The sequence below is a fragment of the Gulosibacter chungangensis genome (assembly GCF_008831155.1).
GTDB classification, from domain to species: domain Bacteria; phylum Actinomycetota; class Actinomycetes; order Actinomycetales; family Microbacteriaceae; genus Gulosibacter; species Gulosibacter chungangensis.
Window position 1 is genome coordinate 627,256 of the sequence record NZ_WBKB01000001.1, and the last position, 15,043, is coordinate 642,298.

Consider the following 15,043-nt stretch of genomic DNA (forward strand, 5'->3'; position numbering starts at 1 on the left):
GATTAATTCACCGGAAAAAGCCTCCCCAATCAAAGCAACGAGCTGCGATTGATCGGGGAGGCTTTCGTGGCATGGCAACACCACTCGAGGCTTTCCAGCTAGTAGTCGGTTGGTTCGCCGATCGCTTCAAGAATCCGGTTAAGGTCAGCCACTGACGCAAAGTCAATGCTGATTTGCCCCTTGGTCTTGCGGAGTACAACCTTGACTCGGGTATTGAGCCGGTCCCCGAGCCGCTCCCCCACGGTCGACAGGTGTGCGTTGAGCGAGTCGGTGCCGACCTGCGCCTGCTTCGTCGGGGGACGGTCGGTGCGGATGCTCATGGTTGCGGCAGCCATTTCCGATTCACGCACGGTGAGGTTCTCGTTAATGATCTTATTCGCGAGCTGCGTCATCGCTGCTGGTTCACCCACCGAGAGGATCGCGCGAGCGTGGCCGGCACTCAGCACACCCGCGGCAACCTTGCGCTGCACATCGACTGGCAGCTTAAGCAGGCGAATGGTGTTCGAGATTCTCGGGCGCGAACGGCCGATCCGCTCCGAGAGTTCCTGCTGTGAGCAACCGAAGTCCTCGAGGAGCTGCTGATACGCAGATGCTTCTTCGAGTGGGTTCAGGTCGGCGCGGTGCAGGTTCTCGAGCAGCGCATCCCGAAGCATGTCTTCGTCATCGGTGTGCCGGATGATCGCAGGAATAGAAGTCCGGCCGGATGCTTTGGTTGCGCGGAGGCGTCGCTCACCCATGATGAGTTCGTATTCGCCTTCACTCCGACGCGGATCCTCATCGGGGATGGGTCGGACCACAATGGGCTGGAAGACTCCGAACTCGCGCACGGAGTGCGTGAGCTCATCGAGCGCTTCCTGATCAAACTCACTTCGAGGCTGGCGGGTGTTCGCAACGATCCGGAAGGGATCGAGATTCCCGAGTTGTGCACCTGGGATGGGCAGCAGATTGTCCGCCGGTTCGATCTGCTCTTCGCCGGCATCCTCACCTTCACCGTTGGGTGCGAATCCATCGGAAAGCATGGATTCAGCTTCATCGATAATTCTCAATGCAAGCTGCTCGTCAGTTTCCTCAGACGTAGCTGCGTCTACCTGCACTACCTCCGGTGAACTCGCTGTGGAGAGATCTGTGGATGAAGTTGTGGATGACTGTGGATAAGTTTCGTCGAGAATTTCCCCGGTCGATTCATCCACGATCATCGATTCTTTGGCATTTTTCGCCGAATTCGACTTGGTAGTTTTTGCTGCAGAAGTTTTGGAGGCAGTCTTCTTCGCAGGAGCAGACTTTGGGGTACCTTTCTTCAGGTCTGCAACGAGCTCAGGAGAATCCTTCTGGGCGTCCTCAGTTTCTGCATCGATTTTTTTCGATGCATCTTGCCGGCCACTCGGTGCCGAGCCGTTGAAGAAGACATCGATGGCACGATCATCGCTTTCTGGTGCTTGTGGGATGAGCGCACCCAATCCTCGGCCAAGACCTGCTCGCCGCTTAGTTGCCATTGGTGCTCGCTCCTTGCTTTGCCATTTCGAGTGCCGCTTCTTTATAGGCGACTGCGCCGACGCCTTCCGGGTCGTAGCCGATGACTGTCTTATTGAAGCTCGGGGCTTCCGAGATTCGCACTGATCGCGGGATCACGGTGTCCAAGAGCTCATCGGGGAAGTGTTGTTGAATCTCGCTCAGCACGTCATGTGACAGATTGGTCCGTTTATCGAACATCGTCATCAGGATCGTGCTCACTCTGAGGTTTGGGTTAAGGTAGCCACGAAGTTTGTCGATTGAGCCAAGCAGCTGGCCGAGACCCTCTAGGGCGTAGTACTCACTCTGAATCGGAATGAGTACTTCCTCGGCGGCGGCGAATGCATTGATCGTCAGCAGACCGAGAGAGGGCGGGCAGTCAATGAAGACATAGTCAACGCGGTCACCTGACTCGTCAGTTTCTTTGAGGTACTGCTCGATCGCAGTCCGAAGTCGCGTTTCACGTGATTCCATCGGCACCAGTTCAATCTCGGCACCGGCAAGGTCGAGGGTTGCGGGGCAGCAGAAGAGGTTCTTGTGATCCGGGCTAGCCTGAATCACTTCACGAAGTGGCATCCCTTCAATAAGGACTTCGTATGTTCCTGGGGTGTCACCTCGGTGCTCGATGTTGAGTGCCGTGGATGCATTACCCTGCGGGTCATTGTCGATGACCAGCACTCGAAGGTCGAAAGTGGCCAGTGCAGCCGCGAGGTTGACGGTTGTAGTCGTCTTACCCACGCCACCCTTCTGATTCGACACCGTCAGAACACGCGTTTTCCCTGGTCGTGGCGCAATTTCCTTCTTCAGGGACTTCTTTTTTGCGTTGAGTTCCGCGAGTTGACGGGCAATCGGCGAATCAAAAATGTCGCTCATGCTGGCTGACCCTTTCTCCCAGTTCGTGCTCAGTACTGATTTCGCTCCGGGACTTCTATCTTCGTCCACAATTGGGAATCTTCGGAAAGACTCGCGGCCTGTGGATAAGTACGTTTCACGTGGAACATGAGACTTTCCAATTCCTCGGCTCTCACGCCACTTCAACCCCGTTCACGAAGTCTCACATGAGCCTCCGACACGCCTTTGTGGGACGTTGCAGTGCTGTTCCAAGGACCAAATTTGTCGTGATGGTTTCACGTGAAACGCCTGCTCCGGTCCGGGCTCTGCTTTGATCTTCGATCTGACTTGATCCCAGGTTTCCTTGATCCCAGGTCGATTCCGGAGCCGATCGCCGGTGCACGTTGATAATTTGGCCAACGTGCACCATCCCTAACCGAATAGGGCATCACTCCCGTTTCACGTGAAACAGCCCTTCCTCAAACGGGGAATGCAGCCATGTCGACAAGCTCAGCCGTATAGGGCAACTCGTTTCACGTGAAACGCTTCCCTCTTTCGCGCATCGCGTTTCCAACAAACATCCACACAGTCTGGCCACCTATGGAGGTGCTATCGGTCAAATCTCTTACTGTCGAGTCAGAGTCGTGTGCCGACGTTACCTAGCGATTCAATGTTTCACGTGAAACATATCCCGCGAACAATTACGTCGTAGTCCTGCGCCTCAAAGAATTAGAGACTCGAGTTGAAAGTTGTTCGTCTTAGAATTTCTGGAGCGAACACAGCCCGCACACTGATCGCCAAATCATCTTCGCTCAGTGCCTATACGCTTCGTGAACCGTACATACTGCTGAACAGAAGCTCTCAGCCCGTTGCCACCATCGGCCATATGTCCCACGTGAAACGGCAGCTGCTTCTGATTTCGGCATCGACGCCAACACCACTCGCACTCTGAAGCTCAAATCCACACCCGAAAGAGAGTGGAAAGGGGTCACTTCACTCGGGACTCTCTCCGCGCGACTGCTGCCTAGGCTATCAAGTTGCTTGGTCCGACACCGCGCGAGTTCCACACCACAGGAATGACGACCCATGCACTGATATTCGGCCGTCGGAAGACAGGAGACAGGTCAATATTGACCCGACCTACTTGGATTTCTGTCGTATGACCGAGCTGGACGTCGCGCTGTCAGTTCCGCAGTTCCACTTTTCACTTTCGAATCTAGACTATTTGGCAGCATTGCGCCCGAGAAGCCACACGCTCTCCCGTGTACACATCTCCGTGACCAACGGAGCAGCCACTACTTGGAAGAAATGATGCAGCGGACGTCCGGGCCACTCACCAGTGAAAGCAGTCTGAAGTGAGATCCGCAGCGTTTCACGTGAAACATTGCACGATCAAGCCAATCACGTGAGTGAGACCGGCAGTTCGTGACGATTCACAAAGGGTTCCTGCCGACTTCGACAGGGTTGTGTTCGTGACGACCACCAGCAGTATGCGTCGCAGAAGGAAGGAACCTAGTTCTACACCACTGTTGACCACTTCCGGGCTGCGTGTGAAATGAAGCGAGCATCCGTGCCCGTGATGTTTGCGTTGTTTCACGTGAAACACCCTCCCGAAATTCAGGACAGGATTCACTGCAAAAACGGCTCGGCAGTGAACGCCCCCACACCCGTGTGTGTAGATCGACGAAGCTCTACCGTCATCCGTGTCTGCAAAGCCCCCTCGCCAACTGAAGACCGGGGGGCGTCAGCCAGTCATGCTTAGATCACAGTGATGCCTTGGACGGCTGTATTAGTACAACGGGATCGGAACTAATCGCGCAAACAGTTTCTCGAGGAGAATCCCTGAATCCATTGCCCAGCTCCTATTGCTGCGTGCACTCGGCAACGGACAGCATCTCGAAGACCTCCGTAGCAAATACAAATCCTTCCTCGGTCAACCACGCAAATCTCTTGAAATGAGACTGACATGTTCTCACTTGCCAATCTCGATGTTCGGCAACTATTGAAAGTGGCCCTTAAGGATCGGCCTGACTGTATTTCAAATCAGAGCAGTATTGTTCCAGTGGCACGAACTGGACGAATAGAAACGACTTCCCACCAACCAGCTCCACTCTCCAGGTTGCCAGCCCGCTGTCAGTGACCTATTCGTGAGAGATGCCATCGGTCCGTTTCACATGAAACGTCCTCACCGCCATTCACTCAGCGATTTGTGCGCACTCACCCTGCAGCTATTCTTCGTGGAGAACCAGGCACTTCCTAGACGACGGTGGTGAATCATCAACATCGAGTGCATGGAATACGACCGGTAACATTCTTCGTCGTCAGTTTTTGAGTCAGTTCTTGTCATCAATAGAGAGACTCTTCGCTCTATGTCGAACTCGCTTCACCACGCTCATACCGTTTCACGTGAAACAACCCCACTAGCCTGATACGCAGCATGAGCTGAAAGATCGGACACATAACGACGTCATCGGGTGACCACGAGGTTTATGCAATGTCCCTCAACTTGACAGAACCGCGTTGTCTGGAACTAATACGAATCCCAGGACGCGATGTGAGTTCCTAGCCATACCCAACAGTTTCATGGGAACAAGAACCGCAGCTAGATGCTCTTGTCTTGTGCACTCTGAACGTTCGATGGCCAACGTAGTTGTTTGGAGATAGTTATGGAGCATTGCCAATCAACAAGGCGACGCACCGCATTCACCGAAGAAGAGCGAATCCCCTTTGGATTACACCACGTCTTCGGATATCCATGGAGACATGTCTATCGCTGTCTACATGGGCGCTTTGCTGCTTCACGTTCTCACGTTTCACGTGAAACGTATCGGTTCCAAGCTTTGACACATCATCAGGTTCTGCGGGAACCAACCGCGTAGTTCTGAAGTCACTGCTTCGCTCGTGTTTGACGTGAAACAGCAAGACAAACTCTTCTTACCTTGCTGATTCGGACCATGTTGATCTCCTGCTGGCAATCAGTCGGTGAGTAGTTTCACGTGAAACGCTACTTTCAAATTCTGCCAAAGTTGCGCCACAGCTGAGCTGAGCAATCTGTCTACCAATCTGAAACGCCACTTGAACCAGTATGGGGCAGCTGAATTGTCTCGATGAGGACAACAACCAACGCCCGGAGAAGGCAACGGGCACCCCGCACCCTGCACCAGGCAACTCTTGAGGAAGTACAAATTGCACAGCGTGACATATTCCTGGCAGGTTGGGAGCGATCGCGCACCTTGGAGCTGGCCAACACAGGTCGTGCCGCGACTCTCGCTTCGAACCGGGAAAGTTCATCACCGTATACCCCACCCGTTCCACGTGAAGCGGCAAACCCACGGGCCTTTGCCTTCACATCCTTCACGTACCGAGGTTCACACTTCTACGCGCCTATCGAAAGCATGGCGCCATGCCAGAACCGAAGACAGTATTTCTAGTCCACGCGGAGTCGAAACCCAGCAAGAATGGAATCCCAGACAGCGTACGTTGCTTGAGCGACATTCGCACACGTGAGCGGCACCACCAAGTACCGGCCTTCACTGAGTTTTCTCCCTTTGCACTCAACTGAGTCGAGTAACTACCGCCCATCAATCTGAAACGAATAGACCCACGCTTCCCTCCTTCTGGGAGAAGCGCGTCTAAAGGACCCGACAATCAGCACTACGAAAGGACTCCCACGTTGGTCATCAACGCCAGGCCATTGCCAAGTACGCGGACTGTCAATCGTCTGGCAAAACCAATCACCGTTTCACGTGAAACATGCATACCGACACCGGCATCCACATCCAGCCCAGACCTAGGGAGAATCGAAGGAAGTCGCACGAAATATTTCCAGGATTACTGGGCGTCCTTGAGAGCAGCAAACTACTGACTGGAGCTGAGGTCCACTAAAACTGCAATCGTGAACCCCAAAGGTATAGTTGCTTATCCTTCATTCAAGCAACTACCAATCAAAGAAAGCCCAGGTCAGAGCACTATTACTCACTCTGTGGAAGCGTCATGAGAACAGAAAAGCCTGATCAGCAGCGAATTCTGCGGATCAGGCTTTCTAAGATTAGATACTACTCAACAGTGGCTCGTACGACTCGTGTGGGTTCTGTATCGAGACCCTCACCTACTTCTTCCACTCGAATATCTTCGAGCTTGTAGCGACGAATGACTTTCGCTGCCTTAGTGATTTCTGCTTCCGCAGAACGACCCTTCAGCAGTACAACCTCGCCGCCGTACTTCACCAACGGCACCGTCCACGGAAGCAGCTTCGACAGTGCAGCCACTGCACGGGCGGTCACCTGATCGAAGGCAACGGACTCAGCAACCTCTTCGGCGCGACCACGAACAGCGGTCACATTATCAAGACCGAGTTCCTTAATCTGCTGCACCAGCCAATTGTGGCGACGCTCCATCGGCTCAATGAGCGTGAACTTCACATCCGGACGAGCAATAGCGAGAGGAATACCAGGCAGCCCTGCTCCGGAACCCACATCGCCCACTTCACCGTGCAGCAATGGCGCAATCAGTGCCGAGTTAATAACGTGCCGGGTCCAAAGTCGCGGATACTCTAGCGGCCCCAACAGGCCCAGCAATTCTCCGTCGCGGGCCAGGGCATTCGCATAGGCCTGGGCGATGCCAACCCGGTCTCCGAAGATCTCTTCGGCAACGGCAGGACGAGGTTCAACCTCAACTCGCTCGCCTTCAATCTCCAGCTCAGTAATTGGCTCCGGAATCACCGCCGGGTCACTCATCCTGATCCCTCCAGCGCCGACTAGTCACGCACCCGAAGGACGGTGTGACGGTCGCGACCCTCACCCTCGCTCTCGGAGTGGTAACCACGGTCTGCAGCGATGTCGTGGACGATCTTGCGCTCATAGGAGGACATCGGTGGCAGAGCAGCGGTGGCCGCACCCTCTTCGATCCGTTCGATCGCACGGCCGACGAGTGCCTCGAGTTCCTGCTTACGCGCCTCGCGCGAGCCACCCACATCCAGAATCAGGCGCGAGAACTCGCCCGTCTCCGCCTGTACGGCCAAACGAGTCAACTGCTGCAGTGCATCCACCACCGGACCCGAGGACAACTTCGAAAGGTTAGATTCACCCTCTGCAGTCACCGAGACATAGGTGCGGCCAGCGGTGACGTCGATTTCGAGGTCACCATCCACATCCGCGATATCGAGCAATTCCTCGATGTAGTCCGCGGCGATGTCGCCTTCGTCGCGATCTTCATCGTCGGAGTCATCGCCCGCGGCGTCGTCAAAGTCGGCGTCGCCAACGAGGTCCGCGTCATTCTCCTCGACGGAATCCGACTCGGTCTCCTGCGCATCCTCAATGACCTTGTCGTGGTCGAGGGCGTCCTCGTGGCGCTCGTCTTCCCTGATACCGCTCGTCATTTGCTTCCCTTTCGGCGGGTGGACTCGAGGCAGGTCAAACCTGCCCCAACAACAAAACTACTTCTTCTTTTTCTTCTTCTTGGCGCGCTGCTTCGAAATCGGTTGTTCGCGCTGACCCTGCGGCTTCTGCTCGATCTCCTCGACCGGAGCACCCTTCTTCTTCTGGTTTGCCGGGTTGTCGGGCGAAGTCTCCCACTTGCCCTGGCGACGCAGACGCTCCTCACGCTTCTTAGCAGCATCCGAACCTGGAGTCGGCATATTGCGGATCGTCACGTACTGCTGTCCCATGGTCCACAGGTTCGACAACGCCCAGTAGCTCATGACACCGATCGGGAACATCAGGCCCGAAACCGCCATTACCAACGGCAGCAGGTACATCATCATCTGCTGCTGTTTGAACATCGGCGATTCCTTCGCCGTGGGGGAAATGTTCTGCGCCGTGATCTGGAACTGCGTGAAGAACTGCGTTGCCACCATCAGAATGATGATGATGATCGCGACCACGATGACCGCGGTATTGCCGTCGTTATTGACGAGCGTCGCGCTCAGCGGAGCGCCGAAGATGGTGGAATTCGAGAAGGAGTGCGCGAGCTCCAAGTTCATGAGGCCAACGCCGGCCTCATTGTTGTTCGCGGTGTTGAGCACGCGGAAGAGCGCGAAGAAGATCGGCATCTGGATCAGCATCGGCCAGCAGCCGGAGAGCGGGCTCGAGCCGTGCTCCTTGTACAGCGCCATCGTTTCTTGTTGCATCGCCTGCTGCGAGAACTGATCGCGTTTGCCCTTGTACTTGTCTTGGATGCGCTTGAGCTCGGGCTGCAGCTCCATCATGCCGCGCATCGATTTCACCTGCCGAACCGTCAACGGAATCATCGCCGACCGAACGATCAACACCAGCAAGAGGATCGAGAGGATCCAGGTCCAACCATCGAGATTGCCCAGTCCCACTTCGGTGAGAAGCCAATGGCCACCCACGAGAATGACTTCAATGACCCAGCGAAGTGGCCAGAGGATTGTGTCGAGAAAGTCCATTGGGAGGGATCAGTCTTTCGGTTGGAGGGTTGATACTACGAATCCGGATGCGGTGGTGCTTATCGAGAACTCGCGTTTCTGTTCCGGTACCTCGTCGAAATCGGGTTTCGCCCAGGGGTGACAACGAAGGATCCGCCGCAGGGCCATCCAGCTGCCTCGAAGCAGACCGTATACCTGCACTGCTTCTAAACCATACGCGGAACACGTCGGGTAGTACCGGCAAACATCACCATAAATGGGAGATATGACCTTCCGATAGACCAGAAGGAGCGCCACCCCAATATTCCGAGGAATGAGCACGAGGTTGTGCAGCAGCTTGAGCATCTCAGTCGATCACGTCAGCACAAGAGCACTGCTCCGGTATCGCCTTGACACCGATCTGTTCGGATGCGTTCAGCACGGCTCCGCGCACGCGAGCGCGTAACTCGGCATAAGTAAGGTCGGCAACTTCCGGAAACACGCGGATGATGAACGATGCCCCGGTTGGGACGAGGATCAACAACTCACGCGAAATGGCCTTGAGCCGACGGCGCAGACGGTTGCGGACAACAGCAACACCCACCCGCTTCGTAATGATGAATCCGAATCGAGTGGGTGCGGTTGCGTCGACGTGCAGCTCGGCGAGTACGACGAGGCCGCGTGCACCAACCCGATGGCCCCTCCGAGAAATGCGACGGTAATCATCGCCTCGAGTGACCCGGTTCGGGTGGGCTAGCAACGAAATTACGCCGAGAGAACCTTGCGGCCCTTTGCGCGGCGCGATGCGAGGATGGCGCGGCCTGCGCGGGTGCGCATGCGAAGGCGGAAGCCGTGCTTCTTCGAGCGACGGCGGTTGTTCGGCTGGAAAGTACGCTTAGACATAAATTGACTCCGGGATTTGTAGCCCCGTCAACGGGGAAACGACTAATCGCCCAGAAGGCGGGCTCAACCGCAATAGACTACATGTCGGGCAACTTGCAGGTCAAGTAAAACTTGAATCTGGGCGCGCTCTACCACTCGGGCAGCTTTTCCCTCCGACGACTCGCCGAGAGTGCCAAAATCGATTGTGTTAACCCAACCGAGTGGTCTTATGCTGGTCGGTCTACCGCTACTATTATTCACAGATTCCACAGTTATCCACAGAGACTGTGAATAACTTGCCGACAGCGCCTGGCTCGCGGCAAGATCAAGCCCGACACGCCTAACGTTCGGTGCGCAACTGAACTACACCGACCACCACGACCGAGGAGCAGCCACATGACCGAAGACGTTTCAGTCATCTGGTCAGCACTGCTCAACACCCTCAGGTCAAACGAATCGGTACCGCCTTCGATGCGTGGGTTCTTCTCGCTCGTCGAACCAAAAGGCGTGATGAGCGGCACTATTTATCTCGAAGTGCCGAACGACATGACCCGGACGATGATCGAACAGCGTGGCCGCGAGCCGCTGTTTGAAGCGATCACGAACCTCGGTCCAGAATCTGGCGTGGCCAATTTCGCGGTGGTCGTGAATCCCGATATTCAGCCTCGACAGCGTGTCGATGAGCGCGAATATGAGGTCGAGCCCGACTATCCCAGTGCCCTGGAACAGGCTTCCATGGCTCAGACCGAAGTCGCTCACGAGCCGTTATCCACCGGTTATTCACAGGCGGCAGCGGCATCGAATGCCCTACAGGCGACGAACGCTTTTCAACAGGCTCCGTACCACGCTGAGCCGCCGGCACCGATGCCGGAGCATGACTCGCGGATCAATCGTCGCTACAACTTTGAGAACTTCATCATAGGTGCATCCAACCGTTTCGCCCACGCGGCCGCCGTCGCCGTCGCCGAAGCACCGGCAAGAAGCTATAACCCGCTGTTTATCTACGGAGACTCCGGGCTCGGCAAGACCCACCTGTTGCACGCGATCGGCAACTACGCGGAAAACATCTATCCGGGCATCCAGGTCCGCTATGTCTCGAGTGAAGAGTTCACGAACGACTTCATCAACTCGATTGCTGACAACCGCGCGCAAGAGTTCCACGCGCGGTACCGCAATAACGACATCCTGATGATTGACGACATCCAGTTCCTGCAGGGCAAGGACTCCACGATGGAGGCCTTCTTCCACACCTTTAATACGCTGCACGAGCACAATAAGCAGGTCGTCATCACCTCGGATGTGCCACCCAAGCAGCTCACCGGCTTTGAGAATCGGATGCGTTCCCGCTTTGAGTGGGGTCTGATCACCGATGTCTTGGCTCCTGACCTCGAAACCCGAATCGCGATTCTGCGAAAGAAGGCCGAGGCAGACGATATTTCGCTTCCGAAGGATGCGATCGAGTTCATCGCGGCGCACGTGAACGGTTCGATTCGAGAACTCGAAGGCACGCTCATCCGCGTTACGGCGTATGCCAACCTCAATCAGCAGGCCATCGACCTCAACCTAGTGAGTGTGGTGCTCAAGGACCTCATCACCGACGATGAGCCGAACATCATCGCGCCGCAGGAAATCATTCGCGAGACCGCAGACTATTTCCACCTCACCGTGGAAGACCTCTACGGCTCCAGCCGGTCACAGGCCATCGCGACCAGCCGCCAGGTCGCGATGTATCTCTGCCGCGAAATGACGAACCTCTCGCTCCCGAAAATTGGTCAGCTCTTCGGTGGCCGAGACCACACCACGGTGATGTACGCACACCGCAAGATCACGAAGCTCATCACCGAAGACCGCTCCGTCTATAACCAGGTCACCGAGCTCACCTCGCGCATCCGGCAGAACAGCCGTAACTAGGCGGGTTCGCTCGAATCTTCCCCCTTATATATAGGGGTCATTTATCGAGGGTGCGCACGACGACGAGCACCTTTAATGCCTCGGTCCCTTAATCCACAGATTCAATGAGTTATCCACAGGCTCGGTGGATAACTATGTGCAGAACCCCGTGGATAGACGGTGGACAACGGAACTCGACGCAAATTCCACAATCTGTGGATAACTGCCCTCAAATGGGCCCAAATTCTGTGGAGAACCCGGACATGGCTGTGGAGAACTCAGTTTCCATTCACATCAGCGGAACTTTTTGTCACTTTCCATTCACCTGTAAACCACAACTCACACTGATGTAGTTCCCTACTCCCGACAAGCTTCCACAGAGTTATCCACATTATCCACAGCTGTTAATAGTGCGGTTGCGATCTATCTACTCTTTAAGGGCCCGCTCGTGACATTGACCCGGTTTCGTGCAAATTTTGCCCGTCGAGTGCGTCAACACCTACTTGACTACCCAATATCGATACTCTGTTCGACATCACTCGAACACTTCGAACACAGTGGGAAACACAACGAAAATCACGCACGCAGCCAGAGACAAGAACAGGATCTGTAGAACGAAGCCTCACTACGCATCCGCGGCCAGTGATTGCGAAAGCTGGGGAACAACAGTCACAGATGCGGCTAGCATGGGTGCTCCGACTACATCGAGAGGACGCACCGTGAAGTTCGAGGTCAACCGCGACGTATTCAGCGACGCAGTGTCATTTGTCGTCAAGCTTTTGCCGCAACGACCAACCCTGCCGATTCTGAGTGGTGTCGTACTCGAAGCCACGGATGAGGGTCTATCGCTTTCTTCCTTCGACTACGAAGTCTCCAGTCGCACCGCGATCGACGCTCAAATCGAAGAACCGGGTGCCGTCTTGGTACAGGGTCGACTCTTGGCCGATATCGCCAACCGCCTGCCGGATGCTCCGGTCACGGTTGAGCGCACCGACCAGGGTGTTGCAATCACCTGCGGTCGAGCGAATTTCTCGCTGCCAACAATGCCCATCGAAGAATTCCCCACGTTGCCGGTCGTGGAAGGTACTACCGGAGTTGTTTCCGGTGAGGATTTCTCCGAAGCAATCGGTCAGGTCTCCCTCGCTGCTTCGAAAGAGGACGTGGCGCCGGTCATCACCGGTGTAAATCTCACTCTCTCCCCGAATGAGCTTGGCTTGGTCGCCACCGACCGCTACCGCGTCGCGGTTCGCAACATCAGTTGGCAGAGCAATTTCAACGAGGGCGATCAGGCGCTCGTTCCCGCCCGTACCCTCAGCGAAGTCGGAAAGTCATTCGCACACGCCAATGAGGTGGTGATCACGCTCGTTGCCGAGGGCGAACGACAGCTCATTGGCTTTACCGCCGAAGGTCGCACGGTCACTTCGCTGCTGATCAAGGGCAACTTCCCCGCTGTATCGCGCCTCTTCCCGAAAGAGACCCCGCACTACGCCGTGATCCAGGGCAGCGAAGTTGTCGACGCGGTCCGCCGTATGCAGCTTGTGCTCGAGCGGGAACAGGCGCTGCGCTTTTCCTTCACCGAGGAGGGACTCAACCTGCAGGCGCACGGTGCCGAACAGGCAGCGGGTTCCGAGGAAATCGGCGCAAACCTGCAGGGTAATGACATCGTGGTGTCCCTGAAACCGCAGTTCCTGCTCGATGGCGTTGGCGCTATCCACTCTGCCTTCGTGAAGATCGCATTCACCGCCACCGACAACCCGAATAAGCCCGGACCGGTACTGCTCAGCGGTCAAACCTCGCTCGACGAACCCGCCGAGAACGACACGTTCCGCTACCTGCTGCAGCCGAACCTGCTCATGCGATAAGCGGTGCACGTCACTCACCTCACCCTGCAAAATTTTCGCAATTACGCATCCGCGGATCTCGACCTCGCACCCGGTGTGAGGATTTTCGAGGGTGTCAACGGACAGGGCAAAACCAACCTCATCGAAGCGATCGCCTATCTGTCGACCCTTCGCTCGCACCGGGTATCGAGTGACTCCGCACTGGTGAAATTCGGCGAAGACTCAGCCGTGGTCCGCGCCGAGCTCGCCCACGGACCGCGAACACTGAGCATTGACGTCGAGATCGCAAAATCGGGTTCCAATCGGGCTCGCGTGAGCGGGCATCCGGTCAGAGCTCGGGAACTGCCGCGGTATTTCAACACCGTGGTGTTTGCGCCGGAAGACTTGGCACTCGTCCGTGGCGAACCCGCCCAGCGCAGAGCTTTCATCGATTCGCTTCTCGCCACGCACGCACCCCGGCTGGCCGAGGTCATCACGAACTACGAGCGGGTGCTCAAACAGCGCAATTCCCTGCTGCGTTCGGCGAAGGCCCGCAAGGTTTCGGACGCCATGCTCGGCACCCTCGAAGTGTGGAATGACCAGCTCATTTCACTCGGTACCGAGATCATTGCCGCACGGCTGGCGCTGGTCACGCGGCTGCGACCGCACCTGGCCCAAAGCTATCGGGCGCTCGTTGCGGCCGATCACGGTGCGGGCATGACCATGCGGGTTTCGGCGCTGGCGGATGCGAAGAATCTCATGGACGAAGACGGTGCCGGGGGTGAGATTGACACGGAACTCACCGTGGATGAGATCCGGCAGCAGTTCGCCCAGCGGTTGGCGGATGCGCGCAGTCGGGAGTTTGAGCGCGGCACCACCCTGGTCGGTCCGCACCGCGACGATGTCACCTTCTGGCTCAATGATCTCCCCGCCCGAATCACCGCTAGCCAGGGGGAATCTTGGTCCTTCGCGCTGTCGCTGAAGCTCGCGGCAGCACAGCTCGTGCGGGAAGAATCTCGCACCGGTGATCCGGTGTTGATCCTCGATGACGTGTTTGCCGAGCTCGACGGCGAGCGGCGCAGCCGACTCGCAGCTGCGGTGGAAAGCTACGAGCAGGTGCTCATCACCTGCGCGGTGCTTGCCGATCTCCCCAAGGAACTCTGGACCCGGACAATTCGGATTTCCGCCGGCCGGATCCTCGGGACCCAAGAGGAATGTGACGCGGATGAATCAGCCGAGTGAAGCATCCGAAGTCTGGCACCGCTTCAAAGCGGTCTTTGGGGGCCAAACCACCTCCTTTCATCGCCGCAAAGAGCGCCAGCGGAAGAAACAAGAAGCCACCGCGGAAGAGCAGTTCGCGTTCGGGCCGCATCGGGATCCGATCGGAATGTCAGACCTGCTGCAGGGCCTCTTCCGTGAGTACAACTGGCAGGGCCAGCTCGAGCAGGCCAAGGTCATCAATGAATGGGCAGAACTTGCCGGCCACCAGACCGCGCAGCATGCGCAACCGCTCTATGTCGAAGAGGGCAAGCTCGTGGTGCAGTGTGATTCCACGGCCTGGGCCACGCAGCTGCGGAGCATCCGCTCAACAATCATTGGGCGCATCCACGAGCAAATGCCGGAAGCCGGAATTGATGAAATTCAGTTCCTGAACCCCGGCGCACCGTCGTGGAAACGCGGACCGAGATCGATCCCCGGCCGCGGGCCTCGAGACACGTACGGGTAGGGATCACGTACCAACCCACAG

Annotated in this window: 12 protein-coding genes; 4 read left to right on the top strand and 8 right to left on the bottom strand. The window is 56.5% G+C overall.

What is annotated here, in order from left to right; genetic code table 11:
* Positions 1 to 98 precede the first annotated feature (98 nt).
* The 8 genes from F8O05_RS14885 to rpmH all read right to left on the bottom strand — a co-directional run bounded on the left by F8O05_RS14885 (position 99) and on the right by rpmH (position 9,607).
* Positions 99 to 1,196: a ParB/RepB/Spo0J family partition protein gene (locus F8O05_RS14885; RefSeq protein WP_404811353.1), complete on the bottom strand. Its 1,098-nt coding sequence runs from the start codon at positions 1,194 to 1,196 to the stop codon at positions 99 to 101.
* Positions 1,197 to 1,482: 286 nt separating this feature from the next.
* Positions 1,483 to 2,382 carry a ParA family protein gene (locus F8O05_RS02835; protein WP_158051213.1) on the bottom strand — a complete coding sequence of 300 codons (900 nt, stop codon included), beginning with the start codon at positions 2,380 to 2,382 and terminating at the stop codon, positions 1,483 to 1,485.
* A 4,013-nt stretch (positions 2,383 to 6,395) separates the two neighbouring features.
* A complete protein-coding gene (gene rsmG, locus F8O05_RS02840) occupies positions 6,396 to 7,076 on the bottom strand; it encodes a 16S rRNA (guanine(527)-N(7))-methyltransferase RsmG (protein ID WP_158051214.1) in 681 nt (226 codons plus the stop codon).
* Positions 7,077 to 7,096: 20 nt separating this feature from the next.
* The gene (locus F8O05_RS02845; RefSeq protein ID WP_158051215.1) at positions 7,097 to 7,717 is read right to left on the bottom strand and encodes a Jag family protein; all 621 of its coding nucleotides are present in this window, start codon (positions 7,715 to 7,717) and stop codon (positions 7,097 to 7,099) included.
* A 57-nt stretch (positions 7,718 to 7,774) separates the two neighbouring features.
* Entirely contained in the window at positions 7,775 to 8,746 is a 972-nt protein-coding gene (gene yidC / locus F8O05_RS02850) for a membrane protein insertase YidC (protein WP_158051216.1), read from the bottom strand.
* 9 nt (positions 8,747 to 8,755) lie between these two features.
* Complete coding sequence (gene yidD / locus F8O05_RS02855) at positions 8,756 to 9,070, bottom strand: membrane protein insertion efficiency factor YidD (RefSeq protein ID WP_158051217.1); 315 nt, start codon at positions 9,068 to 9,070, stop codon at positions 8,756 to 8,758.
* Between the two features lies 1 nt (position 9,071).
* Entirely contained in the window at positions 9,072 to 9,464 is a 393-nt protein-coding gene (rnpA, locus tag F8O05_RS02860; RefSeq protein WP_192497001.1) for a ribonuclease P protein component, read from the bottom strand.
* A 5-nt stretch (positions 9,465 to 9,469) separates the two neighbouring features.
* Positions 9,470 to 9,607 (bottom strand): 50S ribosomal protein L34, encoded by a 138-nt coding sequence (gene rpmH / locus F8O05_RS02865; protein ID WP_158051219.1) that lies wholly within the window; start codon positions 9,605 to 9,607, stop codon positions 9,470 to 9,472.
* Positions 9,608 to 9,982: 375 nt separating this feature from the next.
* On the opposite strand from rpmH, the gene dnaA reads away from it, so the two are divergent.
* The 4 genes from dnaA to F8O05_RS02885 all read left to right on the top strand — a co-directional run bounded on the left by dnaA (position 9,983) and on the right by F8O05_RS02885 (position 15,022).
* Positions 9,983 to 11,497, top strand: coding sequence for a chromosomal replication initiator protein DnaA (dnaA, locus tag F8O05_RS02870; protein WP_158051220.1), 1,515 nt, complete (start codon positions 9,983 to 9,985; stop codon positions 11,495 to 11,497).
* A gap of 698 nt (positions 11,498 to 12,195) precedes the next feature.
* Positions 12,196 to 13,338 carry a DNA polymerase III subunit beta gene (dnaN, locus tag F8O05_RS02875; protein WP_158051221.1) on the top strand — a complete coding sequence of 381 codons (1,143 nt, stop codon included), beginning with the start codon at positions 12,196 to 12,198 and terminating at the stop codon, positions 13,336 to 13,338.
* A 3-nt stretch (positions 13,339 to 13,341) separates the two neighbouring features.
* Entirely contained in the window at positions 13,342 to 14,538 is a 1,197-nt protein-coding gene (recF, locus tag F8O05_RS02880) for a DNA replication/repair protein RecF (protein ID WP_158051222.1), read from the top strand.
* Positions 14,522 to 15,022: a DUF721 domain-containing protein gene (locus F8O05_RS02885; protein WP_158051223.1), complete on the top strand. Its 501-nt coding sequence runs from the start codon at positions 14,522 to 14,524 to the stop codon at positions 15,020 to 15,022. Before recF ends, F8O05_RS02885 begins: the two co-directional genes overlap by 17 nt.
* Positions 15,023 to 15,043 lie beyond the last annotated feature (21 nt).

What these genes read in the sequence shown, in the direction of transcription:
- F8O05_RS14885 (WP_404811353.1), bottom strand. Translation starts at nt 1,196, where the DNA reads ATGATCGTGGATGAATCGACCGGGGAAATTCTCGACGAAACTTATCCA.
- rpmH (WP_158051219.1), bottom strand. Translation starts at nt 9,607, where the DNA reads ATGTCTAAGCGTACTTTCCAGCCGAACAACCGCCGTCGCTCGAAGAAG.
- F8O05_RS02835 (WP_158051213.1), bottom strand. Translation starts at nt 2,382, where the DNA reads ATGAGCGACATTTTTGATTCGCCGATTGCCCGTCAACTCGCGGAACTC.
- yidD (WP_158051217.1), bottom strand. Translation starts at nt 9,070, where the DNA reads ATGCTCAAGCTGCTGCACAACCTCGTGCTCATTCCTCGGAATATTGGG.
- yidC (WP_158051216.1), bottom strand. Translation starts at nt 8,746, where the DNA reads ATGGACTTTCTCGACACAATCCTCTGGCCACTTCGCTGGGTCATTGAA.
- rsmG (WP_158051214.1), bottom strand. Translation starts at nt 7,076, where the DNA reads ATGAGTGACCCGGCGGTGATTCCGGAGCCAATTACTGAGCTGGAGATT.
- F8O05_RS02885 (WP_158051223.1), top strand. Translation starts at nt 14,522, where the DNA reads ATGAATCAGCCGAGTGAAGCATCCGAAGTCTGGCACCGCTTCAAAGCG.
- dnaA (WP_158051220.1), top strand. Translation starts at nt 9,983, where the DNA reads ATGACCGAAGACGTTTCAGTCATCTGGTCAGCACTGCTCAACACCCTC.
- F8O05_RS02845 (WP_158051215.1), bottom strand. Translation starts at nt 7,717, where the DNA reads ATGACGAGCGGTATCAGGGAAGACGAGCGCCACGAGGACGCCCTCGAC.